Annotated in this window: 32 protein-coding genes; 7 read left to right on the forward strand and 25 right to left on the reverse strand. The window is 37.6% G+C overall.

What is annotated here, in order from left to right:
- Positions 1 to 12: 12 nt before the first annotated feature.
- The 13 genes from I6E69_RS14055 to dapA form a co-directional block, all read right to left on the reverse strand.
- Positions 13 to 522, reverse strand: a complete 510-nt coding sequence (locus I6E69_RS14055) for an outer membrane lipoprotein carrier protein LolA (protein WP_197121478.1) — start codon at positions 520 to 522, stop codon at positions 13 to 15.
- Positions 523 to 545: 23 nt separating this feature from the next.
- Positions 546 to 974 carry a thioesterase family protein gene (locus I6E69_RS14060; RefSeq protein WP_007580812.1) on the reverse strand — a complete coding sequence of 143 codons (429 nt, stop codon included), beginning with the start codon at positions 972 to 974 and terminating at the stop codon, positions 546 to 548.
- The gene (gene hutH, locus I6E69_RS14065) at positions 967 to 2,511 is read right to left on the reverse strand and encodes a histidine ammonia-lyase (protein ID WP_197121479.1); all 1,545 of its coding nucleotides are present in this window, start codon (positions 2,509 to 2,511) and stop codon (positions 967 to 969) included. The genes I6E69_RS14060 and hutH overlap by 8 nt, the downstream gene beginning before the upstream one ends.
- On the reverse strand, positions 2,504 to 3,472 hold the full coding sequence (locus I6E69_RS14070; protein WP_197121480.1) for an acyltransferase: 969 nt from the start codon (positions 3,470 to 3,472) through the stop codon (positions 2,504 to 2,506). Before I6E69_RS14070 ends, hutH begins: the two co-directional genes overlap by 8 nt.
- Positions 3,462 to 4,211, reverse strand: coding sequence for a glycosyltransferase family 2 protein (locus I6E69_RS14075; protein ID WP_197121481.1), 750 nt, complete (start codon positions 4,209 to 4,211; stop codon positions 3,462 to 3,464). Before I6E69_RS14075 ends, I6E69_RS14070 begins: the two co-directional genes overlap by 11 nt.
- On the reverse strand, positions 4,204 to 4,569 hold the full coding sequence (locus I6E69_RS14080) for a thioester dehydrase (RefSeq protein WP_197121482.1): 366 nt from the start codon (positions 4,567 to 4,569) through the stop codon (positions 4,204 to 4,206). The genes I6E69_RS14075 and I6E69_RS14080 overlap by 8 nt, the downstream gene beginning before the upstream one ends.
- Complete coding sequence (locus I6E69_RS14085) at positions 4,553 to 5,917, reverse strand: AMP-binding protein (RefSeq protein WP_197121483.1); 1,365 nt, start codon at positions 5,915 to 5,917, stop codon at positions 4,553 to 4,555. The genes I6E69_RS14080 and I6E69_RS14085 overlap by 17 nt, the downstream gene beginning before the upstream one ends.
- Positions 5,910 to 6,476 carry a hypothetical protein gene (locus tag I6E69_RS14090; RefSeq protein WP_197121484.1) on the reverse strand — a complete coding sequence of 189 codons (567 nt, stop codon included), beginning with the start codon at positions 6,474 to 6,476 and terminating at the stop codon, positions 5,910 to 5,912. The genes I6E69_RS14085 and I6E69_RS14090 overlap by 8 nt, the downstream gene beginning before the upstream one ends.
- Positions 6,477 to 6,480: 4 nt before the next feature.
- The gene (locus I6E69_RS14095) at positions 6,481 to 6,726 is read right to left on the reverse strand and encodes an acyl carrier protein (RefSeq protein ID WP_002958648.1); all 246 of its coding nucleotides are present in this window, start codon (positions 6,724 to 6,726) and stop codon (positions 6,481 to 6,483) included.
- 21 nt (positions 6,727 to 6,747) lie between these two features.
- A complete protein-coding gene (locus I6E69_RS14100) occupies positions 6,748 to 7,005 on the reverse strand; it encodes a phosphopantetheine-binding protein (RefSeq protein ID WP_002958649.1) in 258 nt (85 codons plus the stop codon).
- Positions 7,002 to 7,784 (reverse strand): 1-acyl-sn-glycerol-3-phosphate acyltransferase, encoded by a 783-nt coding sequence (locus tag I6E69_RS14105; RefSeq protein WP_197121500.1) that lies wholly within the window; start codon positions 7,782 to 7,784, stop codon positions 7,002 to 7,004. The genes I6E69_RS14100 and I6E69_RS14105 overlap by 4 nt, the downstream gene beginning before the upstream one ends.
- Positions 7,777 to 8,490 carry a beta-ketoacyl synthase chain length factor gene (locus tag I6E69_RS14110; protein WP_197121485.1) on the reverse strand — a complete coding sequence of 238 codons (714 nt, stop codon included), beginning with the start codon at positions 8,488 to 8,490 and terminating at the stop codon, positions 7,777 to 7,779. Before I6E69_RS14110 ends, I6E69_RS14105 begins: the two co-directional genes overlap by 8 nt.
- Positions 8,491 to 8,608: 118 nt before the next feature.
- Positions 8,609 to 9,526 carry a 4-hydroxy-tetrahydrodipicolinate synthase gene (dapA, locus tag I6E69_RS14115; protein WP_197121486.1) on the reverse strand — a complete coding sequence of 306 codons (918 nt, stop codon included), beginning with the start codon at positions 9,524 to 9,526 and terminating at the stop codon, positions 8,609 to 8,611.
- Between the two features lie 170 nt (positions 9,527 to 9,696).
- On the opposite strand from dapA, the gene I6E69_RS14120 reads away from it, so the two are divergent.
- Positions 9,697 to 10,350, forward strand: coding sequence for a DUF6058 family natural product biosynthesis protein (locus I6E69_RS14120; RefSeq protein WP_149603645.1), 654 nt, complete (start codon positions 9,697 to 9,699; stop codon positions 10,348 to 10,350).
- Positions 10,351 to 10,446: 96 nt separating this feature from the next.
- Entirely contained in the window at positions 10,447 to 11,307 is an 861-nt protein-coding gene (locus I6E69_RS14125; RefSeq protein WP_197121487.1) for a delta-class carbonic anhydrase, read from the forward strand.
- A gap of 76 nt (positions 11,308 to 11,383) precedes the next feature.
- On the opposite strand, the gene I6E69_RS14130 is transcribed toward I6E69_RS14125, so the two are convergent.
- The 8 genes from I6E69_RS14130 to I6E69_RS14165 form a co-directional block, all read right to left on the reverse strand.
- Positions 11,384 to 12,148 carry a 2-keto-4-pentenoate hydratase gene (locus tag I6E69_RS14130; protein ID WP_197121488.1) on the reverse strand — a complete coding sequence of 255 codons (765 nt, stop codon included), beginning with the start codon at positions 12,146 to 12,148 and terminating at the stop codon, positions 11,384 to 11,386.
- 138 nt (positions 12,149 to 12,286) lie between these two features.
- A complete protein-coding gene (locus I6E69_RS14135) occupies positions 12,287 to 12,691 on the reverse strand; it encodes a hypothetical protein (RefSeq protein ID WP_002958658.1) in 405 nt (134 codons plus the stop codon).
- Positions 12,692 to 12,800: 109 nt separating this feature from the next.
- Positions 12,801 to 12,959 (reverse strand): hypothetical protein, encoded by a 159-nt coding sequence (locus tag I6E69_RS14140; protein ID WP_007378675.1) that lies wholly within the window; start codon positions 12,957 to 12,959, stop codon positions 12,801 to 12,803.
- Between the two features lie 26 nt (positions 12,960 to 12,985).
- On the reverse strand, positions 12,986 to 13,330 hold the full coding sequence (locus I6E69_RS14145) for a hypothetical protein (protein ID WP_039487564.1): 345 nt from the start codon (positions 13,328 to 13,330) through the stop codon (positions 12,986 to 12,988).
- 94 nt (positions 13,331 to 13,424) lie between these two features.
- Positions 13,425 to 13,646 (reverse strand): hypothetical protein, encoded by a 222-nt coding sequence (locus tag I6E69_RS14150; RefSeq protein ID WP_029753242.1) that lies wholly within the window; start codon positions 13,644 to 13,646, stop codon positions 13,425 to 13,427.
- A 449-nt stretch (positions 13,647 to 14,095) separates the two neighbouring features.
- The gene (locus I6E69_RS14155) at positions 14,096 to 14,383 is read right to left on the reverse strand and encodes a putative quinol monooxygenase (protein ID WP_024605502.1); all 288 of its coding nucleotides are present in this window, start codon (positions 14,381 to 14,383) and stop codon (positions 14,096 to 14,098) included.
- A 79-nt stretch (positions 14,384 to 14,462) separates the two neighbouring features.
- Positions 14,463 to 15,278 (reverse strand): 2,5-didehydrogluconate reductase DkgB, encoded by an 816-nt coding sequence (gene dkgB, locus I6E69_RS14160; protein WP_024605501.1) that lies wholly within the window; start codon positions 15,276 to 15,278, stop codon positions 14,463 to 14,465.
- Positions 15,279 to 15,702: 424 nt separating this feature from the next.
- Positions 15,703 to 16,875, reverse strand: coding sequence for an MFS transporter (locus I6E69_RS14165; RefSeq protein ID WP_024593033.1), 1,173 nt, complete (start codon positions 16,873 to 16,875; stop codon positions 15,703 to 15,705).
- Between the two features lie 116 nt (positions 16,876 to 16,991).
- Between I6E69_RS14165 and I6E69_RS14170 the strand changes: the two genes are divergently transcribed.
- The gene (locus tag I6E69_RS14170; RefSeq protein ID WP_039487554.1) at positions 16,992 to 17,879 is read left to right on the forward strand and encodes a LysR family transcriptional regulator; all 888 of its coding nucleotides are present in this window, start codon (positions 16,992 to 16,994) and stop codon (positions 17,877 to 17,879) included.
- A 107-nt stretch (positions 17,880 to 17,986) separates the two neighbouring features.
- Positions 17,987 to 19,027 (forward strand): metal-dependent hydrolase, encoded by a 1,041-nt coding sequence (locus tag I6E69_RS14175; protein ID WP_197121489.1) that lies wholly within the window; start codon positions 17,987 to 17,989, stop codon positions 19,025 to 19,027.
- 74 nt (positions 19,028 to 19,101) lie between these two features.
- Here I6E69_RS14175 and I6E69_RS14180 read toward each other — a convergent pair whose 3' ends face one another.
- On the reverse strand, positions 19,102 to 20,064 hold the full coding sequence (locus I6E69_RS14180) for a sensor domain-containing diguanylate cyclase (protein WP_039487545.1): 963 nt from the start codon (positions 20,062 to 20,064) through the stop codon (positions 19,102 to 19,104).
- Positions 20,065 to 20,388: 324 nt separating this feature from the next.
- Entirely contained in the window at positions 20,389 to 20,658 is a 270-nt protein-coding gene (locus I6E69_RS14185; RefSeq protein WP_197121490.1) for a hypothetical protein, read from the reverse strand.
- A 241-nt stretch (positions 20,659 to 20,899) separates the two neighbouring features.
- Between I6E69_RS14185 and I6E69_RS14190 the strand changes: the two genes are divergently transcribed.
- Together I6E69_RS14190 and ykgO are read left to right on the forward strand one after the other, a co-directional pair.
- Complete coding sequence (locus tag I6E69_RS14190) at positions 20,900 to 21,166, forward strand: type B 50S ribosomal protein L31 (RefSeq protein WP_197121491.1); 267 nt, start codon at positions 20,900 to 20,902, stop codon at positions 21,164 to 21,166.
- Entirely contained in the window at positions 21,163 to 21,297 is a 135-nt protein-coding gene (gene ykgO / locus I6E69_RS14195) for a type B 50S ribosomal protein L36 (RefSeq protein WP_002958669.1), read from the forward strand. Before I6E69_RS14190 ends, ykgO begins: the two co-directional genes overlap by 4 nt.
- A gap of 63 nt (positions 21,298 to 21,360) precedes the next feature.
- Here ykgO and I6E69_RS14200 read toward each other — a convergent pair whose 3' ends face one another.
- Together I6E69_RS14200 and I6E69_RS14205 are read right to left on the reverse strand one after the other, a co-directional pair.
- The gene (locus I6E69_RS14200) at positions 21,361 to 21,747 is read right to left on the reverse strand and encodes an OsmC family protein (RefSeq protein ID WP_002958670.1); all 387 of its coding nucleotides are present in this window, start codon (positions 21,745 to 21,747) and stop codon (positions 21,361 to 21,363) included.
- A gap of 83 nt (positions 21,748 to 21,830) precedes the next feature.
- Positions 21,831 to 22,220 (reverse strand): cytochrome b562, encoded by a 390-nt coding sequence (locus I6E69_RS14205; protein WP_039487539.1) that lies wholly within the window; start codon positions 22,218 to 22,220, stop codon positions 21,831 to 21,833.
- A 613-nt stretch (positions 22,221 to 22,833) separates the two neighbouring features.
- Here I6E69_RS14205 and I6E69_RS14210 point away from each other — a divergent pair.
- Complete coding sequence (locus tag I6E69_RS14210) at positions 22,834 to 25,680, forward strand: TonB-dependent receptor (RefSeq protein ID WP_149603640.1); 2,847 nt, start codon at positions 22,834 to 22,836, stop codon at positions 25,678 to 25,680.
- The last annotated feature ends 375 nt before the right edge of the window (positions 25,681 to 26,055 follow it).

The following is a 26,055-nucleotide window of genomic DNA, read 5'->3' on the forward strand; positions in this document are numbered from 1 at the left end:
AAAAACATAATTTTATTTGGAATAAGTAAACTCAATTTTAGTGTTATTTCCTGAGTGCTCATTTAGTGTAATACTGTTCACTTGCTTAGCAGTTTCACATAAAATAAAATCACTAAATAATTGCTGTAGCATCGCTTCTTTTGGTGTTAACTGTGTGCAACTGCCTTGCATTTTAGCAATGTCAAAACGTGTTTCCAGCGCACTCATATTTACGCTAAGTAAGTCACTCAGTAATCCTACAAATTGCTCGCTACCGGGTTGTGGTATTAACTCACCATTGGCATTTTGTGCAAGCACTTTGCCGTTTTCTATTATGAGCATACTCTCAACAGGCATTTTCACTTGCCAAATGAGCTTTTCGTCAATTAACGAAAAAACACCCGACGAAATAAAAGGCTTAGCAAATCCATTAAATTGCTTATATTGCTTAAACTCACCTTTAATAGCTGCTGCATTTACTACTGTGCAAAACAGTAAAAAGCTAATGGCTATGCTCAATGTAAAACATTTTAAAAAATTCATTTAATCGCCTATAAAATAAAAATTTAATTCAAAACCGCTTTTAACTTATTAAATAAAATAGCGGGTGATTCAAATTGCATTTCTTTAGAGCTAACCTCAACCGCAACTTGCGTGGTTGAGGCTTTAGTAAGGCGCTTATTAGTTAGCGAGTCAGTAATTACGTAATCAATCCGTAGTCGGTTCTCGTATTCTTTTAAATAAGCCGCTACTTTGATTTTTTGAGTAAATACCGCTGAGGCGACATACTTTATTTGCATATCAACGATTGGCCACGCGTAGCCCGATTCATGCATTTGTGGGTAATCATAATCAAATAACCGCAGTAACTCGCAGCGCGCTACTTCTAAATAACGTGGGTAATTACCATGCCATACAACATTCATCGGGTCGCAGTCATGAAATGGAATTTCAATTTCTACCACATGCGTTAATAATGCACCTTTACTATTCATACAACGCCCAACGTTTAGTTTGAATATACCCTATTGTTTGCCTTAGCACGGCTTCCATTGGTCTATCCTCAATGAGGTTTTCAAAGTAATCAGTTATATCGGTATACATGTTTTGCATATCTTGCGTTAAAGTCGAAAACTCAAGATCGCCTTGCTTAATACGTAATCTAACACCTTGAATGCTGGCTAATAACGTACTTGCTAACACTTGTTCTGTTAGCTGTAAAATACGTAAACAATCGCGAGACGCAATAGTCCCCATACTCACTTTATCTTGATTATGACACTCCGTAGAGCGAGAAAAAACGCTGGCCGGCATGGTTAGTTTTAATGCCTCTGCTGTGTAAGCACTACAGCCAATTTGAACCGCTTTAAAACCATGATTAATATAACGGCGCTCTGGTGCACTATCAGACAAGTTTGAAGGTAGCCCATTGTTGTACTTAGTATCAACCAAAGAAGCGATTTGTCTGTCTGCTAAATCAGCAAGGTTTGCAACGGCTGTTTTCATGCTATCCATTGCCATTGCAATGTGGCCTCCGTAAAAATGCCCACCGTGTAATACATGCTCACCTTGACCGTCAATAATCGGGTTATCGTTTGCTGAGTTAAGCTCGTTTTCTATCATATGCCTAAAAAACGGCAGACTGTCTTGCAGCACACCAATAACATGGGGTGCACAACGGATTGAATACCTATCTTGAAGTCTGTCGGCATTACGAGGGTGATCGTGATGGTTTAAATCTTCTCTTATCCAACGTGCAATTTGTTGCTGCCCAGGGTGTGGCTTAACTGAAAATAATATCTCATCAAAATGATGGCTATTTCCTTTAAGCGCTAAACTTGATAATGCAGTAATACGGCTCGCCAGTTTAGCTAAGTAATTAGCCCTATCAAACGCTAAACACGCTAATGCAGTCATTACCGCTGTGCCATTCATAACGGCAAGACCTTCTTTTGGCCTTAGAGTGAGTGGCTCTAAGCCAACTTCTTTCATAACTTCTGCACTGTTACGTACTTGGTCTTTGTAAAACACATCACGCTCGCCTACCATCGCACCTGCAACGTAAGATAACGGTGTTAAATCGCCACTGGCACCTACTGACCCTTCTTGTGGGATCACAGGCACTATATCGTTATTTAAGTAATCTTTAAGTAGGTGCAGCATTTCCCAGCTAATACCAGAGTAGCCCTGTGAAAGTGATGTTAAGCGGGTCGCTAAAATTGCACGCCCTTGCACTTTATTAAATACATCCCCGAGTCCACAGCCGTGAAAGCGTGTTAAATGCAGAGGTAATTCATCAACTAAATCAAGGGGTACAGCCACCGTTACAGAATCACCGTAACCAGTAGTAACGCCGTAAATTACGCCATCTTCTTTTAAAAGTGTGTCTAAAAAATGCAAAGCGCTATTAATTTTAACGCTAAAAGTTTCACAGCTATTTAATTGCACTTGTGTTTCATTAAAGGCAACTCGAACAATATCTTCAATTGATAATCGCTGATTGCCAAAAAGCTGTATATTTTGTTCAGTCACACTTGTTCTCCATTGATTGATCGCGCACTACCTGCTGATCACTTTTCCAAAAATCGTAAAAATTAAACCACTGATAAGGATATAAAGCTGCGTAATAACTCAAACGCTGTGCATAGTCAGTAATAATAAGTGTTAGCGCCTGCTGTCGCTCTCGTCGAGGCATTTTTAATGATTGGCTGTAATGTTCAAATATCACTTGATACTTTTTGCTTTTTTTATCTTTTAAACAAAACAAAAAGTAAACAGGGCAATCAAGCAGCGCGGCTAATATAAAAGGCCCCTGTGAAAATGGGGCATTTTTGCCTAAAAATGGTACCTGTACCGACCGAGAAGCCGTTGTTGTGCTTGTTCTGTCGCCAACAATAACGATTACTTCTCCCTGCTCTACTTTTTCTTTTAGTAAAATAGCTAAGTCAGGCCCCATATCAGTCACTTGTATTAAATTAACCGACACATCTGGGTTAATCTTTTTAAGCATTTTATTAAATTCAACAGCGTGATGGGTAAACACCAGTACATTTATTTTTTTACTGCTGCGGTGCTGGCTAAGTGCCCTGCACACCTCTAAATTACCCAAGTGGGAACCTATAAAAATAGCCCCTTGATTTTGCTCATCTAGCTCAGCAAATAAATGCTCATTAGTGTATTTAATATCACGTTGGGTTATTCGCCCAAGCCAAGCATCAATTTTATCTAATGCGCTATCTGCAAAACTGCAAAAGTGCGTTAATTGCATTTTAAACGTAACAGGTTGTTTACTGCCTTGGTAAACATTAACCTGCGCTAAAAACGCTTTAGATGCTACACGCGCTACTTTTCCTGTTAAAAAAAGATAAAAAACCACAGGAAACAAAACAATCCACAGCCCTTTTCTACCCAGTAATTTATGGGAAAATAACAGTATTTGAATACCTATGAAATTACCGCGTTCTTGCATTTTAGACCAATGTTTAGCGGCCATAACGCCTCTTTAATTTATGAAAAATTAACACAGGTGAGCGAATCAACATGCCAAAAAACAAGCGAGTGTGTAACCAGGAAATACGCGCATTATCGTGCAATGGTTGAAAATGAGAAAGCCCATTTTCGGGGTAAATTACTTGGCTAGGTAAAAATACAAAAGGCACATTGCGCCAATATAAACGCACTAAAATTTCGGGGTCAAAATCCATGCGTTTTCCAAGCGACACCTCATCAATTAGCTTTGTACTTTGCTCAAGTGGATACACTCTAAAGCCACACATTGAATCTACAATTGTAAAACTTAACGTTTCAATCCATACCCACACATGCGTTAAGTAACGTGCTAAATAACGGTGTTTAGGCACTGAGTCATCATATATTGGGCAACCGCTTATAAGCGCTTTAGGCTGAGCGTTTGAAAGCGCTATTAGTTTTTTAATATCAGATAAGTCATGCTGACCATCTGCATCAACCTGTATCGCATGTGAAAAACCTAGCTTATGTGCCTGCTTTAAGCCTGTTTGTACCGCGCCGCCTTTACCTTGATTATCGTCGTGGGTAACTACACTCAACTGCGCGTGTTTTGCATCAAGCTTACTGAACACATTTTTAGCTTCGGCGTTGCTTGCGTCATCAACCATAATAATAGGAAGATTAAATGACGATAATTGGCTCAGTACATCATCAATAACCGTAATGTGATTATAATTTGGGATAACAATGCAAAAGTTATTCATTTATTAGGCTATCAAAAACAACACGGCCAGATGCATGCTGTCCTTTGTTTGAATTATACGAAAAGGTATATTTATTCTCTGCTTTTTGCTCAAGCAATAATTCAACTGTTATACCTGGGGTGATCACTATCTGAAACTTTAATACTTCAACATTCTTAACAGGTAGCTGAACATTATAATATTTACAAATTGCAGCCACAGCCCAGTCTAACTGCACAACACCTGCGAGTATTGGGCCATCCGTAAAATGTCCTTTGAAATAATCTAAATCATGAGGAACTAGTAAGCTTAATTTACACTTTTGCTCTACTTTATCGCAAAACAATAAATCAGGCTGTGTTTTAATCAACTTTTGCAAAAAGACTCTCCAACGCTTTTAAGTTTAACTTTGCCTGTGAGTTGTATGGTAATTGTTCTACAAAACGCCACTTTTTAGGGATACAAATTCGCTCAAAACGCGCTAATGCATGCGCTTTTAATGCATTATTTGTAGCTAACTTACCGTCATCATTAAAAAATATCTGCCCTTTATGCGTAAGCACAATAATAGCGCCTACTATTAATCGCTCACCAGGCAAGGCAATTACTTTAGCTTCACTTACCCACTCACTAGTACACAAATGCTGTTCTAGCTCGTCTAAACTTAATCGCTTTTCTTCTAATTTTATAATTCGATCGAATCGACCTAATAATCTAAATTGACCATTTTTAAGCACTTCACCTCTATCATCTAGAGGGTAATTTTTGTCACGAACGAGCGGTGAGTTTAAAATTAAACGCTGATCGTCCAAGGCCCTTACTTTAATACCCAAGAATGGCTGCCAAAGGCTAACCTTTTCAAGTGAAGTAACTTGTCGATATGCAATACCACCTGTTTCGGTACTACCAAAAACTTGTGTGACTGGTTTATTCAATTGCGTAAACAATGATACAGCATCTTCGTTTAGTAGCGGTCCACCTGATGAAAAAATCCATTGTAAATTAGACTTATTATCCACTAAAACATTATCAATACATAACCGTTTTAACTGCGCAGGGCTTGAAACAAACACTACTTTTTTAAATAACTTAAGCTTTGTAGCTACATGTTCTGGGTAATGCAGTAGTTCTGTATTTACAACCTTTTCTGCGCGTAATGGCCACAATAATCTAAACAATAAGCCGTATATATGCTGATGCGAAACGCTCGCTATAAAAATAGGATTATCAACCAGTGCGTAGCTGTTTATTAATGTATTTAATTCTTTATTTATTACCTGCCACGTTTTTACAATTGGCTTTGCTTTACCCGACGAGCCCGACGTGTAAAAAACAATTGTACCTTCCTGAGGCCATTTAATTATTTCAAGAGATACGAAATGAGGTTGATTGTCTAACGTACCTACATCTAAAAAATCTGCCTCTACATCGGCTACTAATTCAGATTCACCAATAAAAAAAGGCGTTTGTTTAAGTAAGGAGTTTAACGTTGCAGGTTGCCCATTCGACGGCAAAATCACTGCGTTACCATGTAATGCTAAAGCAAATAGGTACACGGCAAATTCATAGGTGTCTGTGGTGTATAAAACAACCGATGATTTAGTATTTAACGTTGATAGCTTTGCTAAAACTTGGTTTATATCACTAACAAACTGATACTCTAAAATATTATTGTCGTTATGATTAAAACATGCTCTTAACGCATTGCTTTGAAAAGCATTAAACACCGGCGTTCCTTTTTACTTTTTGTCTTACTAGCCACTCTATCGCAAACAATGCGCCCATGCCTAAGTAAGCAATAAAACCATTATAAAAAGCCCAAGTTTCTAGGCTACTGAAAATACTGGTGTACAAGGCAATACCACCGTTTAATACAAAAAACACACACCACACTAGCGTTACTTTTTTTGTATAAATTACACCATTTTCATCAAGTGAGGGCTCAGTAATGCGCGCAAAGGTTTCAATAATAGAAGGCCCTTTATACAATGAATACGCAAACACAACTAACATAACTAAATTAATGATTACGGGATACAAACGCAGCCCTAAGTCGCTTTCCATTACCTTGGAAATCAAAATAGTAATGGCTGCTAAAAATGTAGCGGGCTTTAACCACGGCATTTTATCAAACAAGGTTCTGCTTAACCAAAGTCTAAGCCCGAGTAAAAATAGCAGTAATACTGTAATAATCTGACTATTAAAACGCGTAAGGCCTACGTACACAATAATAGGGTAGCAAGCCAAGCAAATCATAATTAACGTTGTTAAAACTGCTTTTAACATAGTATTAGTTAACTAACTTTTCTATTTCGGTGACTATGTCTTGCACTGTGCGCACAAGCTTAAAGGCATCAGGCTCAATTTTTTTACCTGTGATTTCTCTTAATTTTACAACTAAGTCAACTGCATCAATACTGTCTAAATCAAGATCTTGGTACAGGTTAGCCTCTAAGCTAATATCTTCTGGGTCTATTTCAAATTCGTTTTCTAAAATGCCGTGTAATACATCATAAATTTCAGCAGCGGTTTTCATCTTTCTTCCTACTTTTATATATTAAGAACGTGCTTGTTCAATAAATTTTGCTAAAGAATTAACTGAGGCAAAGTGCGCTTTAGTTTGCTCAGAGTTTGCATCAATTTTCACATCAAATTGCTTCTTTATCGCAAGGCCAAGTTCTAATGCATCTATGCTATCTAGCCCTAGGCCATCTACAAATAAAGCGTCATCATCTTGAATATCAGCAGTGGTCATGTCTTCAAGGTCAAGGCTTGAGATAATCAGTTGTTTTATTTGTTCTTTTAATTCGCTCATATATTTTTTAGCTCTTGTGTAAAATAATGTTGTAAATCTTTAGTCAATTGGCGTGATTGCATCGCAGGCATATCGCTGTGGTACGCTGCACAATTAAACTGCTGGCTCGCAAGCCCCATTGTAAAATGCGCCTGATATGGCGCGACCTTATACCAAGGTGTGCCTTTGGTTAAAGTGTTTGGCTTCATTTTAATTAAAAAAGTAGTAATGGGCGCATGACACCTAATTGCAATATTTGCAGCGCCTCGTTTAAACTTTAATGCTTTGTTAGGCTCTGTCCGTGTCCCTTCTGGAAATACAATTAAGTTATTACCCTTTTGCAAACTGCGCTCACACTCTCGTAATAGCTCCTGTGGGTTCTCATTACTTATGTAGCCGGTGCTTTTAATAACGCCACGCATAAAAGGGTTTTTAAATAAATGTGCTTTTACTACGCAATCTGCATTTTTTACTACCGAAATTAAAACAACAACATCAATTAAAGAAGGATGGTTTGCTAATATCAATTGCCCTTTTAAGCCTGCAATTTTTGCTTTATCGTTGACATGAAATCGAATAACGCCCGTTACATGCATTAAACTAACAAACCATTTGAAGCTGTAATGTACTGTTTTTCGAGCCTTAAGCATTTGTTTAACTGAGTCACTTTGGAATAGGCGCTGAGCAGGAAAAACAATAAAGGCTAATACTAAACCACCAATTCCAAAAACTGAAAAGCAAAATGCAGTCGCAATAATCCGCCAAATCAATCCACATAGTCTTTGTGCATTTTTAAGCATGGTACGTAAGCTGCCAATCGTGCTCAAGCGTGTTATGAACAAGTAATGTATTGCTTCGCTCATACAAAGCTTTAGCGCATTGGATACTCATTGGTAAGTCGCTTTTTTCCATGCCCGTATTAAATACTTTATTTAAACTAAAATGAGGTTCGCCTTTTTGCGGCGCTCTTATTATTAAACCAATAGAGTGTGCTATTTGCTGTTCATCGGCATACTGAGCGTAAATATCGGGGAGAGTCTCATCGGTATGAACTATTAACATGTGTGGCTGATCGTTATCAGCAAGTCTTACAAAGCCATCTACGAGTGCATAAATAAAGCTTTCGGCTCCTGCAGCAATAGCATTTGTAGCACTTGTATTACCCTGTATTATCCCGAAAAGCCCCGATGCGGCATTATGCACACTTAACCCAAAACCAGTGGGCGACAATGGCTGATCATTTACTACATCAACAAGTAAGTTAGCCGTTTTGTGAAAATCGCCGTGGCGAGAAGAAAAGACACTCGGTAAGTTAACATAGTTACCTTGTGTGCTTACTTGATGAGCACTAAAGAGTGCCATTTTAATAAAGGAAGTCATTCGGCGTCGCTGCATAGCAGGCACCCAACTAAGATTTAATACGGAGGAATCAAACCAATTACTCTCTTTTATTTGTCGCTGTTCGGGCTTTATCCATATAGCGAGTTCTTCAACAACAAATTCCACAGCTCTGCATATTTTATAAGATATAAGGGAGGGAATTTTACCGATTTTAGCAATAGAAGTAAATAATCATTAATAAAAAGCACTGAACTAACACCCTGTTCAGCGCTTGCTCATATTGCTAAGAAAGTAGAGCTATATCGTCCTGCTTTATGCACTTAGCTTTACCGCCAACAACATCGTTGTTATTTAACTCATTAATTAAAACTTCGCCTTGAGCTTGTTGTTCATCACTAAGCGGTAAATACGGTAATCTAAATACTGGATTTACTGCACCTGTCATCATCATCGCAGTGTTAATAGCAATAGGGTTTGGCTCACAGAACAACCAGTTCATTAATGGTTTTAATGACGTATTTAACTCATCATTTTTAGTATCCATTAATTGGCGAAACAACCCAGGAATAAGGTTAGAAGTAACCGAAATAACACCGTGAGCTTTGTGTACATGACGAGCGTCGTGTGCTTCATCGTCGTTACCCGACCAACACGCAATGCCTTGCTGCTCATAGCGTGCAATGCGCTCATTGCCGCCACATTCTTTAATACCAATTAGGTTCGAGTGCTGTGCTAATGGTTCAATAATATCAGGTGTTAGGTCTTGGCCTGTGCGACCGGCTACGTTGTAAATAAAGGCAGGTCCAATATCAAGTACTCGTTTAAAGTGCTCTTTAACACCCGCGATTGACGTACGTCCATAATATGGGTTAATTTGCAGTGCTGCATCCATACCGCTGGCAAAGCCATATTTAGTTGCTTTAATCGCTTCACGGGTGTTGTTACTACCGGTATTACCAACAATAACCAGTTTGTCACCATACTTGTTTGCACTGTGCGCTATAAGCATTAAATGCTCTTCCCAGTTCATTAACTGGCCTTCGCCTGTTGTGCCACCAACTACAATGCCATCAACGCCCGCTGCGATTTGTATTTCAACGAGTTCATCGTACTTTGCGAGATCAATTTCACCGTTTGCTAAGTATGGCGTTTTAATAGCTGTAATAAGGCTTGCTTGTTTAATTTGGTTTAGGGTGCGCATAAAAATTCATTATTTATAAAACTTGCGCTATTTGTAACATACTTGCCGGTATTTTTGGAGGTATAAGCGCACATTTAATTATAAAATCGCTTGTGTTATTGAGTTTGGTAATACAAAATGAACAACTGTATATATAAACAGTATTTTATTTTAACGATACCAGAGGCTTTATGCGTTTATCTGACTACTTAGCAACTCATTTTTATAACACCGATGAACTGTGCCAAGCATTAAACATAGATGCAGATACACTTTTAGCTTGGCAAGAGCGAAGTGTGTTCCCCAAACCAAGTTACTGTATTAAAAGTCAACTTAGCTGCAGCTCATATTCGGGTTTGTATGAATGCGAAGAATATGACGACTATTATCCGCGCGGCTGCGTTAATTGGGGGCAAGGTCTTTTAAAACAAAAAATAGAATCATCAAGCCATGCTTTTAATTATTTTGCGCAGCAATATACTGCAAGCCTAACTAAACTCGCTCAGCAAGGATTTATGTTTAGCGAAGAGCTATTTGGCTGTGAAATAGACGAGCACTTACAGCAAGTTTGGCAACAGTTTTTATGCAGTAAATATGGCGTACTTACTCAAAATGGATTAATAGACGAAATAGTCTCGGTAGACATTGGCAGGCTGTTAGTTGACGACATTACAGAACTGCGCAGTAAAGCGAGTTTAAACCAAGAAGAAAGAGCGCTACTACACCCCGCCATGAAGCTTTTAAACAAAGCGTTAGGGCATGGCGCCGATCATGAAAAACAACATACATTACGCACCCGCTATATAGATGCACTTATTTTAAAATACGATTTATCTATTAAATAGTTTTGCATTAGTTTAATTATTTTAGGATTATTTGACGAAAAACAAGAGCTGTTAACTTAATTGTTACGCAAAAAATAATTTAAAGGCACTGACTCAATGACAATCAAAACACAAATAAGTGTAATTTCTGCTGTAATCACTATCCTATCTTTTAATACACCAGCTAAAGCTAACCACGAAATAGTAAATGACGACATAATAAAAATACAGCGTGCAGCGCTTGCTAAAAACACCGCTAATAAAGGTTTTGGGCCACAATCTCCACGCAATATTGATAATTATAAAGGCGAAAACACGGCAGTTTTCTCTCATGCCCCAACTTCATCAAATATGAACTTATGTAATATACATTTTCATAAAAATGCTGAACATGCCGGTGGCGAATTTAGCAAATATGCAGGAAATGGTAATGGAAAAGGCTTTAAAAGTGGCTACTTATATTCAGGCACTTTAACTAAAGGTGAAAGTAAACCAGCAAAAATTGAAATTTGTCCGAGCGATCACGGCGCGCTTTTAGTTGGCGATACCATTGAGGTACATAACGTTCATACGTCAGCAATTGTAAAACCAGGCCCTACCTTGGGGAGTTGTTTAAGTGATTCGATTAAAAATCCGCAACTACGTGTTGAAGCTCAAGTATATGTATTAGTAAACGATGCTAACGCACTTGATTTTGCTCAAATAAGCGCCGTGTCATCTGTTAATGGTTACTATCAAGCTATTGCTACACCTACAAATACGGGTAAACCTGTTGTCTATAGTGGTTCAACTACTGGCCCGAGTTACAACGAAGCAGGCTCTCCTTTTCAAGTAACATGGTCAGTTAAACCAAAAGTAGCAAAGGTTGATATAAACAGTGTTGGTAAATGGTGTGAAAGTAACGCCTTTGATGAAGATCATGCCCACGGCGTACGAAATCTCGTAATAAATCCTGCACTACTCTCTAAAATCAAATAATTAAAATTTAGCCAAATAAAAACAACCCACTAATTAGTGGGTTGTTTAATTATGACCATTAAAATGAGTACTTCGCTTAATGGGATAAAAATATCACATTAAAAGTATTTAAATCTTCATATGTAATACATGTTTGCTCATTAGTATTAAGCTCAACCACACCACAGTAAGAACCAGTTATAAACACTTGCCCTGCTTTTAAGTTAATTCCATTTGCTGATAAGTAATTAACTGCCCAATAAAGAGGAAGCTGCGCAAGTTCTGCAGGGTGCACACCTGCCAAGTTTAACTCCAGCTCAGTTTGCTTAACGTTAATATTTACAGTACTTGCGTTATACGCTTTGGCTTTATCTATTTGCGGGCCTAAATACACGCCTTGATTGGATAGGCCATCGGCCAGTTTTTCAATGTGAGTGCTTGGAGTGTCTTCATCAAACCTTTTTTGAATAAGCTCAAGTGCTAAATGGGCGCTGGCAAATGCAGTATCTACGTCTTCATTTGTATAGGTTTTATTACTTGGTAAATCGCTTTGCAAAATAAATGCAATTTCTGGTTCTATCAGCGCTTTATTGTTTGTTGTATACAGTGGGCAATTTTCAGCTTGTTTTATAGGTGCATGTAAAAGAGGCGCTAATATAATTGAGCCATCATCTAAAGGCAGCATACACTTCCAGCCATATACAGTTTGCTCATTTAAATAAATCATCAACTTTTGTACTTCTATCGCATCGTCAGTCGAGTCTAGTACTAACTCTTTAGGAAAGTTTGAACGCGCTGGGTTTTCTTCTCTTTGTGCTAATAAGTGAGTAGCAATTAGTTTTAGCTGTATTGAGTTGTTCACATAAATCTCTTTAAAATACGTTACTGGTTAAGCAGTAAATAGGAAGGATTACATTATTAATGCATTAGCTTAGGCATTAGAACATCATGTTAAATGCCTATAATTAAAATTGTATTTAAAACAAAGCGTGGTAATTATTTAAGTATCAATAGATTTGAGCGAGCGTAAAAACAGTCCTAAACCGCCAAACGCTAAAATTATAATAACGATCAAATCAAACGACGTCATAGTTCGCATACTAAATCGAACACTCGATATAACACCAAATATTAGTGCGGTTAACGAGCCAAGAGATAGCACCCAGCCTAAAATATTTTTAGAATTATAAAAAATCAGACCCACACCAAAAATAAACGGGATCATAACCATGCCGCCTGTAACGCCAAAGCCACCTAAAGCATTAACACTATAAATGCGAGAACTTAGTCCAAAATTAGAGGTCACCGAAATTGCGTTTAGCAGCATATAAAAGCCACCGCACATCATAATTAAACCAATAAAAAAATGCCCAATACCACCAGAGCTTCCACCCGCACCTTTCATTATTAATTATTCCTTTTATATTTTTAACTTAATAGTTTTAGATGGTAATTGCTCGAGTATTAACATTGACCGAAATATACATAATCAATGAGTGCACACGCGAAAATACTTATCGCGTAATTACATGCCAAATAACATAAAACCAAGACAAAAAACCGTGCAAAATTGCCCATAACACAGACTCATTAGCACTCCATGAAATAGCAATTGCTAGGGCCGTACCAAAAGAGACTCCATATTTTACTATCTCATTTCTTGAGTTTCTCATTAATTATATTCCTAGTTTTTAAATTATTAGCTGCTTGATTTGCTTACTAAAACTGACAGTTCTTTACCATCAATATTAATACTTGCTTCTTTACCTAGTTCAACAACTAAAGAGGGAGCCATATGTTTTCCACCTAGTTTTAGGTCAGTTGCTAAACTAACAGTAAAATCATCAATTGGCGTTACTGTAAGAGCAAAACTATACGAATTATCAACTGAAACTGACGCCTCTTCATTTGAATTGACTACTAAAACAGGTGAACCAATTAAGTTTTTATTATCATAAAATTTAGCATTAACTACAAAACTATCATTAGCTTGTGCAAATGAGGCAAAGCCTAACAACGCTACTATTGCGATTAATTTTTTCATTATTATCTCCATATAAATTATACAGTTTAAAGCTGTTAAGGCTTTATTGGCTGTGATTTTTTAGCTAGCAATTTACCAGCTAATGATTAAAAACTTATGTTTTAGCTCTGATGACATAACCAACGCCCAGCGAACTAATATAGAACAACACTCCAAATACACTAATATCAATGAGTAGCTTTAGAATGTCAAAAGTATCTGTAAACACAAGATACTCAAAAGCAAATAAGTGAAATATAACTTTTGATCCAAAATACGCAGTTAATAAAGGGATTACAAAAATAAGAATAGATTGATTAGATTTATTAATTTCCATACCCATGTCTCCATTATTAATTAACTCAGCTCTAAAAATATAACACAAAAAAATATATAAATAGTTTGCTATTTTGAGTCTCTTATTAAGTACCACTAGAACTATTTACGGCTGACTAAAATGCCATATTATATTTCTATATTTACACCAGAGAATTTTAATGTAAACAACAAATTAAATAGGCTATTTATTAGAGTGGATTGTGATACCAAAACGACTTTTAATAATGTTATAAACATCTTTTGATTTCGACGCACTACGAATGCGAATTAACAAAAAAGAGTCCTAATAGGTTTCATTGATATTGGCGAAGTTGGGTATTTAGGCAGGTTGGGGTGTAAGAATAAAAGGTGATGTAGGTTAACAGCACCTATTTGAGTATTTACTTTGTGATATGTAATTTAGCTAAGTATTTTAATACGTACCATAATAGGCACTATAAAAAGAATTTAACCAATTGATTTATATACATCAATACTACTATTGGTTAAAAGCCCAGTAACTTGCGTACCAAATGCTTTAAAGTGTGGCTCGTTTTTATGCGCTTCAAAGTGCTCGTCAGACGCCCACTGTTCACTAACAACGTAATCGGTATGTTCATTATCACTTTTTACCGATAGTTCATAACGTAAGCACCCTACTTCTTGGCGCGATGACTTTTGTAAGTTTTCAAGTGCTGTAAGCATCACATCTGCATCAATATTTTTGCACGACAGTGCCGCTATAACCGTTAACATGTGTATTCCTTTTTAAAAGTTGAGGTGTAGATAATCTACACCTTAAAATATTTAGTTTAACTTTGCGTTTGAGGTAAGTTTACTGATCCCACTGCGGAGCAAAGTCTGGTGTTGCTTGGCGGTCGCCACAATCAAGGCCATCAATGCGGGCTATGTCTTCATCATCTAGTTTAACGTGGTCGTTAAAGTTATCTTCTAAGTTTTTGCGCTTAGTTGATGATGGAATTGTCGTCATGCCGCTTGCGTTAACCCATGCTAAAACAACTTGTGCTGGGCTTGCATCGTGCTTTTTAGCAATGTCGATAATGGTTTGATCTTTAAGTACTTTGCCTACTACAAATGGCATATACGCAGTTACATGTATATCGTGCTGAGCACAAAATGCGCGTAATTTAGTATTAGTTAAATATGGGTGAACCTCAACCTGATTGGTAAATATTTCACGCGAGTCAAGCGTTTGCATTGCTTCATTTAAGTTTGCAATGGTGAAGTTTGATACACCAATGTGCTTAGTCAAACCAAGCTGCTTCGCTTTTAGTAATTCAGTGAGGTATTCACTCATTGGCTCGTCGTTAGCAGGCGATGGCCAATGAATTAGCAGTAAGTCGACCGAATCAACCTGTAGCTTTTCAAGTGACTTCTTAACGCTTGGGATAAAGTCGCTTTTATTTAATTTGTTATTCCACACTTTGGTAGTTAAGAATATTTCACTGCGCGGAATATTACTATCTTTTATGGCTTGGCCTACTTGCTCTTCGTTGCCATAAATTTGTGCAGTATCAATATGGCGAAACCCAACTTCGAGCGCCATTTTTACTGAGTTATAGGCAGTGTCGCCCTCCAAACGGAATGTTCCCATACCTAGTTCTGGCATTTCTATTACACGTTTTGTCATGGTTTATCCTTATAAAATAATCGGTTAAAAATACAAACTTCACTAGGGCGTGTTGTTCTTTGTGGATTGAAATTTGTTCAATCTAGGGGCGATTTAATCGCGGCGCGAGGTTTGTAACCTAGTGGGCTAAGTAAAAACCGAGCAACAAAGAGTTAATCGCTCCTAGAAAGAACCCAACGGGCAGTGTATGTTTGGTTTTTATGCTGCGTTATCGCCTATTTATGGGGAACAACCACACTACATAGGCTCTGCCTTGCCTAAAAACCAAACTTACTACTGCAAATTCAACAACCAAAGAGCAACACGCCCTATAGTTTTACGAAATACACCTTTTACTTCTTATTACGACTGTCACTTAAAAATCTATGACCTCATAACAGGTATGAGGTCATTAATTTTAGTTTCAAGGTTAACAGAAGATACTTTATGCTTGCTGAATTTCACGTTTATCAAGCATACCGCTGTAGCGTGTAACACCAAGTGCTAAAACAGAGATAACAGCGCCTATCCATGCTGTATCTTGCAGGGTCATGTTCTCTACTACGCTACCGCCAATAATTGAGCCAAGTGCAATACCAATATTAAATGCGGCTATGTTCAAACCTGATGCAACATCTACCGCATTTGGCGTGTGCTTTTGTGCTTGCTTTACTACATAAAGTTGCAAGCCTGGCACATTACCAAAAGCAAATGCGCCCCAGACTAAAATAGTAAGTACAGCAGCAATTTTTGATTCCATCGTAAAGGTAAATATCAGTAAAATAATACTCAAAGCGCTGAATATAATGCTCAGGGCACTAATTGGGCCGCGTTTGTCGGCCAACTTTCCACCCCAAATATTACCTATCGCTACCGATACGCCGTAAACAAGCATTATTAAGGCAATAGCCGAAGGCGCAAAACCTGTTTGTTGCTCTAAAATAGGTGCTAAATAAGTAAACGCTGTAAACGTGCCGCCGTAGCCCAGTATCGTCATTAAATATACGAGTAATAAACGCGGTTTTACGATTACTTGTAGTTGTTCTTTAAACGTGGCTGGTATTGATTGTTTTAAGTTTTTTGGCACTAAAATAGAGCTGCCGATTAATGCAATTAAACCTAATACCGACACAACTAAAAACGTTGCACGCCAACCAAAGTGTTGTCCAATCCATGTACCTAGTGGCACACCAGTTACGAGTGCTACAGTAAGCCCGGTAAACATAATGGCTATTGCACTGGCTTCTTTGTCTTTGCTTACTAGGCTAGTGGCAATCATCGATCCGATTGAAAAAAACACACCGTGGGCAAGCCCCGTTAAAATGCGCGCAAGTATTAATGTTTCGTAACTTGGCGCTTGCCATGCAAGTAAGTTACCTAAAACAAATAAGCCCATTAAGCTTATTAGTACCACTTTACGATTCCAGCGACCCGTTAAAGCCGTTAGCACCGGCGCACCGATGGCAACGCCAACCGCATATAAACTTACAAGCAAACCTGCTGAAGGTAGGCTTACGCCTAAGTCGTTTGCAATGGTGGGTACTAATCCCACTATTACAAACTCAGTTGTTCCTATTGCAAATGCGCTTAAGGTAAGCGCCCACAAAGCCAATGGCATAGTTATATCCTCATTAATATTTGAAGAATGTAGTTTGGCTAAAATATCGTTTGCAAAAAATAGCATTAGTGACAAAATACTTTTGTTAATAATGCAAAGATGGTGTTGATATACTTATGGCTGTTCATTCAAAAACTGAAGATTTAGAAACATTTATAACGGTAGTAGATTGCGGAAGCTTTTCCGGGGCGGCTAATTTGCTCGATCAACAGGTGGCTAAAGTGTCGCGAGCTGTATCACGCCTTGAAAATACATTGCAATGTACTTTGCTAAACAGAACAACACGCCGATTAGAACTTACCGAAGAGGGCCATACTTTTATAAAATATGCGCGCGAAGGGTTAAATACGCTTTATACCGGTGAAGAAGCCATAAAGCTTTTAAAACAAGCGCCAAGTGGCAAGCTGCGAATAGATGCGGCAAGCCCTTTTGTATTGCACCAACTTACGCCTTTAATTGGCGAATTTGCCAAGCAATACCCCCACATAACGCTTGATATAACCTCACACGACAGCATTATTGATTTACTTGAACATAAAACCGATTTAGCCATACGTATTGGTGATTTAAAAGACTCAAATTTACATGTTCGTAAACTTGGCAGCAGCCAGTTACGTATTGTAGCCAGCCCAGAATATATAAAAAACAACGCAGCAATTACACAAATAGATGACTTACAAAATCACAAGATAATTGGTTTTAGTGACTTCCCTAAATTAAACAATTGGCCGTTAGTAAAGCCCGCTTTATTTACGTTTTCGCTTAGCGCAAGCAGCGGCGAAACAGTGCGCCAACTATGTATTGCAAACCAAGGTGTGGCGCTACTTTCTCACTTTATGATTGGCAATGACCTAAAAACAGGTAAATTAGTTGAAGTGTTACCCAGTGCAGTTAGCTCACCTAATAACCGAGAGGTTGTACAAGCCGTGTATTATAAAAATAGTGCTGTATCGTCTCGCATTACAGCATTTTTAGATTTTATAAAACCTAGGCTTAGTTTATAAATTTTAGGCATTGATGTGCTTATCAAATATTTCACATTATTTTTTGACGCTTTTTAATAATCAAAAAGTATAAATAATAAGAGTAGTAATTAAAGGTATTAATCAAAATGGATTCTTTAACGCAGATAGCATTAGGCAGTGCTGTAGGTTATGCGGTATTAGGCAATAAAATAGGTCGAAAAGCCGTTTTATGGGGAGCAATTTTAGGCACACTCCCTGATTTAGATGTATTTTTGCCATATGGTGGCTCTGTAGAAGCATTTACTTATCACCGTAGCTTTAGTCATTCGTTATTAATACATTTATTAATTAGCCCTCTCATTGTATGGCTAATATTAAAAATACACGCGGGAATGCAAATTTATAAAGTACGCTGGTTTTGGCTAGTATTTTTTAGTTTATCTACACATGCCATATTAGACAGCCTAACGGTATACGGTACACAACTACTCTGGCCTTTTACTGAGTACCCCTTTGCGGTTTCTAGTGTGTTTATTATTGACCCTGCTTACACGCTTCCTTTATTAATTGGCGTAATATGTACGCTAACACCCAAAATACAAGCAGCAACGGCTTATCGTATAAATTCAGCGGCCTTAGTTTTAAGTAGTCTATATTTATTTTGTGCTTTAATTTTAAAAGTAAGTATTGATGACAAGGTGAAAACAGCACTCAACAACAGGCAAATACCAGTAAATGCGTATATTAGTACGCCTGCCCCGATAACCACTTTGCTGTGGCGTATTGTTGTGATGTCTGACGGACAATACTACGAAGGTTATGCATCAGTATTTGACGCGCCCAGCGATGTTACATTAACGCCTTATCAAACAACGCCTTCATTGTTAAATAATATTAGCGATGAATGGGCTATAAAACGCTTGCAGTGGTTTACTAAAGGGTTTTATTCGGTGCGCCAACAGCAAAGCAATATTTTACTTTCTGATTTACGTATGGGGATGGAGTGCAACTATGTGTTTAATTTTGTAGTGGGTCAAAAAAATAATTCAGAGGTGAGCATTGGTAACTTTGAAAAAATAAGTCAAAGACCAAACTTAAACAATCTTCATAAAATATGGGACAGGATTTGGCAACCAAATGTGTCTTTAGCATCACCCTCTGCAAAAAATGACTGCAATAGCGAATAACTGCCTATTATAAGATTCGTACTAGCATGAGGAAGTTAAGTGAAGTTCAAGCAGCAATTAAACTAAATAGCTCACTAAAGTGATTGCTGCTTTTTTTGCTGATACATAGCAACATCAGCATCTTGAATCATATCCTCAACCGATTTACCTGTATCGTATTTAAAGTGTGTTACCCCTACACTGTAATCAATTTTGTATGGCTTATTTAAGGTATTATTGGCATACGCAATTGCATCCGCAAACCTTTGTAAAACAAACTCAGCTTTTGTTTCATCTAAATCACTTAGCATTACTACAAACTCATCTCCGCCAAGTCGACCTATTACTTCACAATCACAAAATGAACTAAGCATAATTTGCGCAAATTTATTCAATACAAAATCGCCTTCGTGGTGTCCATAAACATCATTAATTTGTTTAAACTTATTAAGATCAAACAAGATAAACGACATTGATACTTTGTTTCGCCTACATATATTTAGCGTATGCTCAGCAAGGTTCAAAAAGCCACGCCGGTTAGAGATTCTTGTTAACTCGTCAATTGTGGCTAGTTGAATTGATTGAATCTCTTGCTCAACCAACGTGCCTAAATCTTTTAGTAATTGTTTTTCTTCATCATTAAGGTGTCTAGGTTTATTATCGGCAAGGCATAAAGTGCCTATAATAACCCCTTGCCTTAATTTTAAAGGAAAGCCAGCATAAAAGCGTACTTTAGGATCGCCTGTAACAAAAGGGTTATCAAAAAACCTTTTATCTTGGACTGTATCTGGGATTATTAAGAGCTCGTCTTGATTTATGGTATGGCCACAAAATGAGGTTTCGCGAGGAAGCTCAGGCGCATCAAGCCCCTGCCTAGATTTAAACCATTGGCGGTCTTCGTCAATCAAAGTAAGCAATGAAATAGAAACATTAAACATACGCTTGGCAATACGAGTAACACGATCAAAGCGCTCTTCATGCGACGTATCTAGAATTTTTAATGTTTTTAACGCATGTAATCGCTCTGCTTCGTTACTTGGGATCTCAGGTTTAATCATTAAAGCTCAATTAATTTTAAGTGTTTTATGAATTACGAAATGGGAGCGAATATTTTCGAATATATAATCCGATAAACTTATCTAAACTATAAACAGCATACCAATTAAAACTAGAACATTACTTAAAAATAGCAATAAATGAATACTGATAAATATCAGTAACTAGTGCCTAAATAAAGATAATATTAAATCCGAACTTATGGTGTAAACACGTGGGGTTGTGATCAATAAAGCAGCGCTACTGGTTAATACAAAAGGCAGTAGTGGTTATTTAGTTTTATTTAAATAGCCACTGAACCTGGTATACGTACAAAAATACATACTCTAATTTTGGTGCTCATATTGTCCACGGTAAACTTCAAATACTTTTAAAACAGTATGTTGCTCTTTAGTTAGGTTATCAAACCAAGTATCAAACAATTCATCATCTTCTTGCTCACTTAGTGCCATATACCTTGCTAGTAACTCTACAATATCATTATGGTTGCAGGTTAACGGATTTAATTGTTGCGCCAAGGTACTGTGGTCGCGCTCTCTTAGGGTTTCCATCACCCCTTGGTCAATTTGTTCTTGTTGTTGTGTTGCGTCACTCATACATAACCTCTGTAATAACTTTATAACCGTATTTGTTAACGTTTTAACTCTTAAATATAGTTATAACAGCCTAAACGCCAATAGCCAGCATTTTTAATTCAAGTGCTTATTTTTTGATTTATTTGCACAAATAGCCAGCAATTACGCCCCTTTTGGGGAGCATTTAAATAATTTGCAATGAGAGAATAAATACGTTAAATTAAAATGATACATTATCACATATCATTTATTGAGGCGTATTATGAAACCAAATATTCATCCTGATTACCAAGAGGTTGCTTTTCACGATACTGCTGCCGATTCTTACTTTATTATTGGCTCAACCATTAAAACAAGCCGCACAGTAGAAATAGACGGTAATACTTATCCATATGTACCTATTGACGTATCAAGTGACTCACATCCATTTTATACAGGCAAGCAAAAAACTGTTGCTACAGATGGCCGTGTTGCACAGTTTAACCGTCGTTTTAAAAGTTTATCGACTGTTAAAAAGGAAAAGGTATGAAAGTATTAAGTTCCCTAAAAAGTGCGAAGCAACGCCCGGGGTGTCAAATTGTAAAACGCAAAGGTCGTGTATTTGTAATTTGTAAAAACAACCCACGCTTTAAAGCAGTACAAGGAATGAAAAAGAAATAAGTTAAGCCGTGGGGCACTATACATATTTAGGTAGCTTGTTAAAGCTACCTAATTTAGGGTGGATTATTTTACCACTACTGAAAACTCTGGTACTGCCTGAATTACTTTTTTTACCGTACAGGTGTTAACGGCTGCAATAAGCGCCTTTTTATATTTATCAGGAAAACCGTCTGGTAGGTTAATCTCAATTGAAAATAACTTTTTACCGTTATCATCTACATTTTCATTATTTTGAGTAAGCGTCATACCTTGCGTTGAAATATCACGCTGCTCACAAAATTTACGCGCATAAAAACCTGCACATAAAACCATACTTACTAAAAAGTAATCAAACGGTTCTGGATGCTCTGCGTTGCCACCAGCGTTTACACTTTGATCGCTGATTACTTCTAGGTCGCCAAATTTAGCGCTTTGCTTTTGGCCTTCTAACATTGAAACTGAAATTTCCATTGTGTTTCCTTATATTTATTGCTGCAGATACCTTTAACGCAATTAGCTTAAAAGTAGCGACTAAAGATACATATAGTTTAGGTTTATGAACCGAACAGTAATTCAAAGAACCCTGGAGGCTCATGTAGCTCATGATATTTTTTACGTAAATTATCTATATTTTTTAACGGTTCTTTTGCCGCACTTAGCCCCTGCTCGTTCGCTGCTTTTTTAGCAAGCTCAGCTTGGGCAATCACTTTATCAAGGCCCTGCAATGACTGCTCAGGTTTTTTGTAAAACTTACCTGTTTTACTTACTTTTACTAGCTTTATAAATTCATCAATCGCAGTATTAAATTCACTAAGTTGAGTTGCCTGTACTGCTTGTTTATACGCAAGGCCCGTGTTTTTCATATTTATTTCAAGATCGACAGATTGCTGCGCAAAAGACATTGAACTAAACAACAAGGTAAAAATAATAACTAAATACTTCATGGTCAAACCTATTAATTAAAAACAGCTAAATTGTACCAAGTTTACGCGCTAAAGTAACTTAAGGAGCAATTGAGACCCCAAAAACTGTAAAGGGGGTTTACACGTTTAGATCTTTTTAAACATTAATAATGAAAAATATTCAAACTTCACTTTATTTGAAAATAAAGCCTTACATTAAAGTCATTTTAAAACGGGATTTACATACATAATACTTACAACTAAGTACGTATAACACTCACCGCCTGCTCTTTATATAAATTAGAATATTCCTAACTACTTTTAACTAAAAAATAATTGCTATAAAAACCATCTCTAAAATTATAAAAACTATAAAGATGTAAACAGCATAAATACAAAACAAACCTATCATGTAAATTAACCATAAAGAGCCACCTAATCCCCCTCACAAACTAATGTAAAAAATGCAACAATAGCCATTCAAATTATTTCAAGTTGCTTATTTAACAGTAAGTTACTTACTTTTAATAAGATTATCAGCATGCAATAATCGCCGCCCTCATAACAAAAGTTATAGGTTTTTACCTAATACAAATTGTACTAGGTAAAAATAAATATTGTTTTAAATTACTATAAAATGTCCTTTGGGAAACACATGAAACGTCATAATTTACTTTCTACTAGCATTAAATGTGCATTAATTACTGCTGCTGCAACAGCAAGTAATTCTGTGCTTGCACAAGATGAGCAAGCAACAAAAATTGAACGCGTTGAAGTAACGGGTTCACGTATCTTACGTGAAGGTGCTATTGCACCTGCACCAGTAACAGTTATAAGTGGCGAGCAACTAATTAATACAGGCGCTGTAAACATTGGTGAAGCGCTAAACAATTTACCAGCACTTGGCAATACATATTCTATGGCTAACTCAGGCCGTTTTATTGGTACTGCTGGTTTAAATATTCTTGATTTACGTAACATGGGTACAGACCGTACCTTAGTACTTGTAAATGGTAAGCGTCATGTATCAAGCTCTGCAGGATCTCAAGCTGTAGATACCAATACTATTCCAAGTGTATGGGTTGAGCGTGTAGAAATTATCACTGGTGGTGCATCTGCTGTATATGGAGCTGACGCGGTAACAGGTGTTGTAAACTTTATACTAAAAGACAACATTGAAGGTATGGATTTTAGCGTTACCCGTGGTTTTGCCGATTTAAACAGCTACAACAACGAAAAAGCAACGTTCTCGTACGGCTCTAATTTTGATAACGACCGTGGTAATGCCGCTTTTGCTATTGAGTACTCAGGTCAAGATTCATTAAATGCACTTGACCACCCTTGGACTAGCACATCTTTTAGCAGCTTACCTAACCAAGCCCAAACGGATGAGAACAAAAATAGTGCTGACTTTCCTGATGATATTTTAACACCTAATGCGGGTTATTACGCCATCAATGATTCAGGTGTTTATGCACTTGAAGATCCAACTAAGTATATTAATAGCTTTAACCCTGATAGCAGCGCACGTGATTTATACATAGGCAATAACGCAGATCCATATTCATGTGCAGAATGTGACTTTTTTAACTTAGGTCAATTTGAAGAAATACAACCTGAGTTTGAGCGCTACAACGTAAACTTTAAAGTTAACTACGATGTTACCGACGACTTAAACGTATACTTTGATGCAAAATACGTAAACAGCCAAGGCGAAAGCATAGGCCAACCTGCGTTTTTCTTTTTTGACAGCGACAATAGCATTAAAATCGACAACCCTTACCTGGACCCAGCCATCAAAGCACGTATGGAAGAACAAGGTGTTGATTCGATCATGGTTAACCGCATGATGAGTGACCTTGGCCGCCGCATTGAAAACAATACGCGTGAAACAACGCGTTTTGTAACAGGCTTAAAAGGGACTGTTTTAGAAGATTGGGAATTAGATACGTCAGTTGTATACGGCCAAACAGATCTAGAGCGTGAAAACGGCGCTAACATGATTTTAGCCAACTACTTTAATGCACTTGATGCCGTTGAAGATACAAATGGCAACGTAGTATGTCGTAGCGCTGCTGCGCAAGCTGACGGATGTGTACCTGTAAATATTATGGGTTTTGGCGCACCATCTCAACAAGCTATTGATTACATAAATACGGTATCAGTTGGTACTTCAACAATTAAGCAAACAGTTGTTTCTGGCTCACTTGCTAATGGCGCTATTTTTGAATTACCAGCAGGTTATGTAGGTATTGCATTTGGTGCCGAGTACCGTAAAGAAGAAAGCGAAACTAAAGAGCCAGATAACGCAGAAGGTACTTTCTTTAACGCACTGGGCGAAGATAAAGGCTCGTTCAACGTACGCGAAGTATTTTTTGAAGCGACGATGCCAATTTTAACTGACTTACCCCTTATTCAAGATTTAGTGTTTGATACTGCAGTACGTCATGCTGACTACAGTACGATTGGCGAAGCAACTAGCTGGAAACTTGGCCTTGATTGGACTGTAAATGATGAGCTACGTGTACGTGTAACTCAATCTGCAGCACTTCGTGCGCCAAACATTAGTGAAGTATTTGGGGCAGCAAGTCAAACTTTCTACAATGTAGACGACCCGTGTCGCGCCGACAACCTAGGTGACTTATCAAACGGTGCAACACGTACTGCAAACTGTGCCGCATTAGGTGTAGCGAGTGACTTTAACTCAGGTTACGATGCAGCCTCATTAGATGGTTTAACTAGCGGTAACCGCGATGTAAAAGGCGAAGAGTCAACAAGTACAACTGTAGGCATTGTTTACCAACCAGAGTTTCTAGAAAACGCGCTGCTTACTATTGATTACTGGGAAATTGAACTTGAAGATGCGATTGACACAATCGACGCGCAAGACATTCTTGATCGCTGTGTTGATAGCGCAACAGGTATAAACAATCAGTACTGTAACTTAATTACACGTAATGCTAATGGTGAAATTACTTTAATACAAAACTCTGTATTAAATGTTGCCGGCCAAAAAGCATCAGGGATAGATTTTGAACTAGGTTACGACTTTGACGCGCTTGAAGGTAGCTTTAAAACCCGCTTAATTGGTACTTACTTAATTGAACGTAAAGATTACCCGTTCCAAGACGACCCTAGTAACTACATTGAATACGCAGGTACTACAGGTGAAGCTAAGTGGCAAACTAACTTATCTGTAAGCTATGTTATGGATAACTTTTTCTCAACAGTTGAAACACGCTTTTTAAGTGAAGTAGATTTATATACAAATGTTGAGCTTGAAAGTAACTCGAACCCAAGTAACCAAATGTCTTACGGTAAATACTTTATTACCGATATGACTGTTGGTTACAACTTCGATAGCGGTTTAGGCGTTAAAGTAGGTGTTGATAACGTATTTAATCGTAAACTTCCGTACGGTTCACGTGGTACAAGCGCGGGTAGCGCAAGTTACGATAACATTGGCCGCTTTGGCTACATTAACTTAAGCTACAGCTTATAATTAATAAAATAATTTATTAGGGCGTGTTGATCATTGGTGGGTGAATTTGCAGCAGTATGTTTGGTTTTTAGGCAAGGCAGAGCCTATGTAGTGTGGTTATTCCCCATAAATAGGCGATAACGCAGCATAAATACCAAACATGCGCTGCCCGAAGGGTTCTTTCTAGGGACGATTAACTCTTTGTTGCCTACATGGATGTAGGTAAGGGGCGTGAGCAGGACGCGGAAGCTTTGCTCGGTTTTTACTTATTCTTACATGGATGTAGGCCAGTAGAATAACGCAGGAGCAGTTATCGAGCCCACTAGGTTACAAACCTCGCGTCGAGATTTAATCGCCCCTAGATTGAACAAGTTTCAATCCACAAAGATCAACACG

It is taken from the genome of Pseudoalteromonas sp. NZS100 (genome assembly GCF_015864815.1).
Classification (GTDB): Bacteria; Pseudomonadota; Gammaproteobacteria; order Enterobacterales; family Alteromonadaceae; genus Pseudoalteromonas; species Pseudoalteromonas distincta.

What these genes read in the sequence shown, in the direction of transcription:
- I6E69_RS14055 (WP_197121478.1), bottom strand. Translation starts at nt 522, where the DNA reads ATGAATTTTTTAAAATGTTTTACATTGAGCATAGCCATTAGCTTTTTA.
- I6E69_RS14060 (WP_007580812.1), bottom strand. Translation starts at nt 974, where the DNA reads ATGAATAGTAAAGGTGCATTATTAACGCATGTGGTAGAAATTGAAATT.
- I6E69_RS14070 (WP_197121480.1), bottom strand. Translation starts at nt 3,472, where the DNA reads ATGGCCGCTAAACATTGGTCTAAAATGCAAGAACGCGGTAATTTCATA.
- I6E69_RS14075 (WP_197121481.1), bottom strand. Translation starts at nt 4,211, where the DNA reads ATGAATAACTTTTGCATTGTTATCCCAAATTATAATCACATTACGGTT.
- I6E69_RS14090 (WP_197121484.1), bottom strand. Translation starts at nt 6,476, where the DNA reads ATGTTAAAAGCAGTTTTAACAACGTTAATTATGATTTGCTTGGCTTGC.
- I6E69_RS14095 (WP_002958648.1), bottom strand. Translation starts at nt 6,726, where the DNA reads ATGAAAACCGCTGCTGAAATTTATGATGTATTACACGGCATTTTAGAA.
- I6E69_RS14100 (WP_002958649.1), bottom strand. Translation starts at nt 7,005, where the DNA reads ATGAGCGAATTAAAAGAACAAATAAAACAACTGATTATCTCAAGCCTT.
- I6E69_RS14105 (WP_197121500.1), bottom strand. Translation starts at nt 7,784, where the DNA reads ATGCTTAAAAATGCACAAAGACTATGTGGATTGATTTGGCGGATTATT.
- dapA (WP_197121486.1), bottom strand. Translation starts at nt 9,526, where the DNA reads ATGCGCACCCTAAACCAAATTAAACAAGCAAGCCTTATTACAGCTATT.
- I6E69_RS14120 (WP_149603645.1), top strand. Translation starts at nt 9,697, where the DNA reads ATGCGTTTATCTGACTACTTAGCAACTCATTTTTATAACACCGATGAA.
- I6E69_RS14125 (WP_197121487.1), top strand. Translation starts at nt 10,447, where the DNA reads ATGACAATCAAAACACAAATAAGTGTAATTTCTGCTGTAATCACTATC.
- I6E69_RS14135 (WP_002958658.1), bottom strand. Translation starts at nt 12,691, where the DNA reads ATGAAAGGTGCGGGTGGAAGCTCTGGTGGTATTGGGCATTTTTTTATT.
- I6E69_RS14140 (WP_007378675.1), bottom strand. Translation starts at nt 12,959, where the DNA reads ATGAGAAACTCAAGAAATGAGATAGTAAAATATGGAGTCTCTTTTGGT.
- I6E69_RS14145 (WP_039487564.1), bottom strand. Translation starts at nt 13,330, where the DNA reads ATGAAAAAATTAATCGCAATAGTAGCGTTGTTAGGCTTTGCCTCATTT.
- I6E69_RS14150 (WP_029753242.1), bottom strand. Translation starts at nt 13,646, where the DNA reads ATGGAAATTAATAAATCTAATCAATCTATTCTTATTTTTGTAATCCCT.
- I6E69_RS14155 (WP_024605502.1), bottom strand. Translation starts at nt 14,383, where the DNA reads ATGTTAACGGTTATAGCGGCACTGTCGTGCAAAAATATTGATGCAGAT.
- dkgB (WP_024605501.1), bottom strand. Translation starts at nt 15,278, where the DNA reads ATGACAAAACGTGTAATAGAAATGCCAGAACTAGGTATGGGAACATTC.
- I6E69_RS14165 (WP_024593033.1), bottom strand. Translation starts at nt 16,875, where the DNA reads ATGCCATTGGCTTTGTGGGCGCTTACCTTAAGCGCATTTGCAATAGGA.
- I6E69_RS14170 (WP_039487554.1), top strand. Translation starts at nt 16,992, where the DNA reads ATGGCTGTTCATTCAAAAACTGAAGATTTAGAAACATTTATAACGGTA.
- I6E69_RS14175 (WP_197121489.1), top strand. Translation starts at nt 17,987, where the DNA reads ATGGATTCTTTAACGCAGATAGCATTAGGCAGTGCTGTAGGTTATGCG.
- I6E69_RS14180 (WP_039487545.1), bottom strand. Translation starts at nt 20,064, where the DNA reads ATGATTAAACCTGAGATCCCAAGTAACGAAGCAGAGCGATTACATGCG.
- I6E69_RS14185 (WP_197121490.1), bottom strand. Translation starts at nt 20,658, where the DNA reads ATGAGTGACGCAACACAACAACAAGAACAAATTGACCAAGGGGTGATG.
- I6E69_RS14190 (WP_197121491.1), top strand. Translation starts at nt 20,900, where the DNA reads ATGAAACCAAATATTCATCCTGATTACCAAGAGGTTGCTTTTCACGAT.
- ykgO (WP_002958669.1), top strand. Translation starts at nt 21,163, where the DNA reads ATGAAAGTATTAAGTTCCCTAAAAAGTGCGAAGCAACGCCCGGGGTGT.
- I6E69_RS14200 (WP_002958670.1), bottom strand. Translation starts at nt 21,747, where the DNA reads ATGGAAATTTCAGTTTCAATGTTAGAAGGCCAAAAGCAAAGCGCTAAA.
- I6E69_RS14205 (WP_039487539.1), bottom strand. Translation starts at nt 22,220, where the DNA reads ATGAAGTATTTAGTTATTATTTTTACCTTGTTGTTTAGTTCAATGTCT.
- I6E69_RS14210 (WP_149603640.1), top strand. Translation starts at nt 22,834, where the DNA reads ATGAAACGTCATAATTTACTTTCTACTAGCATTAAATGTGCATTAATT.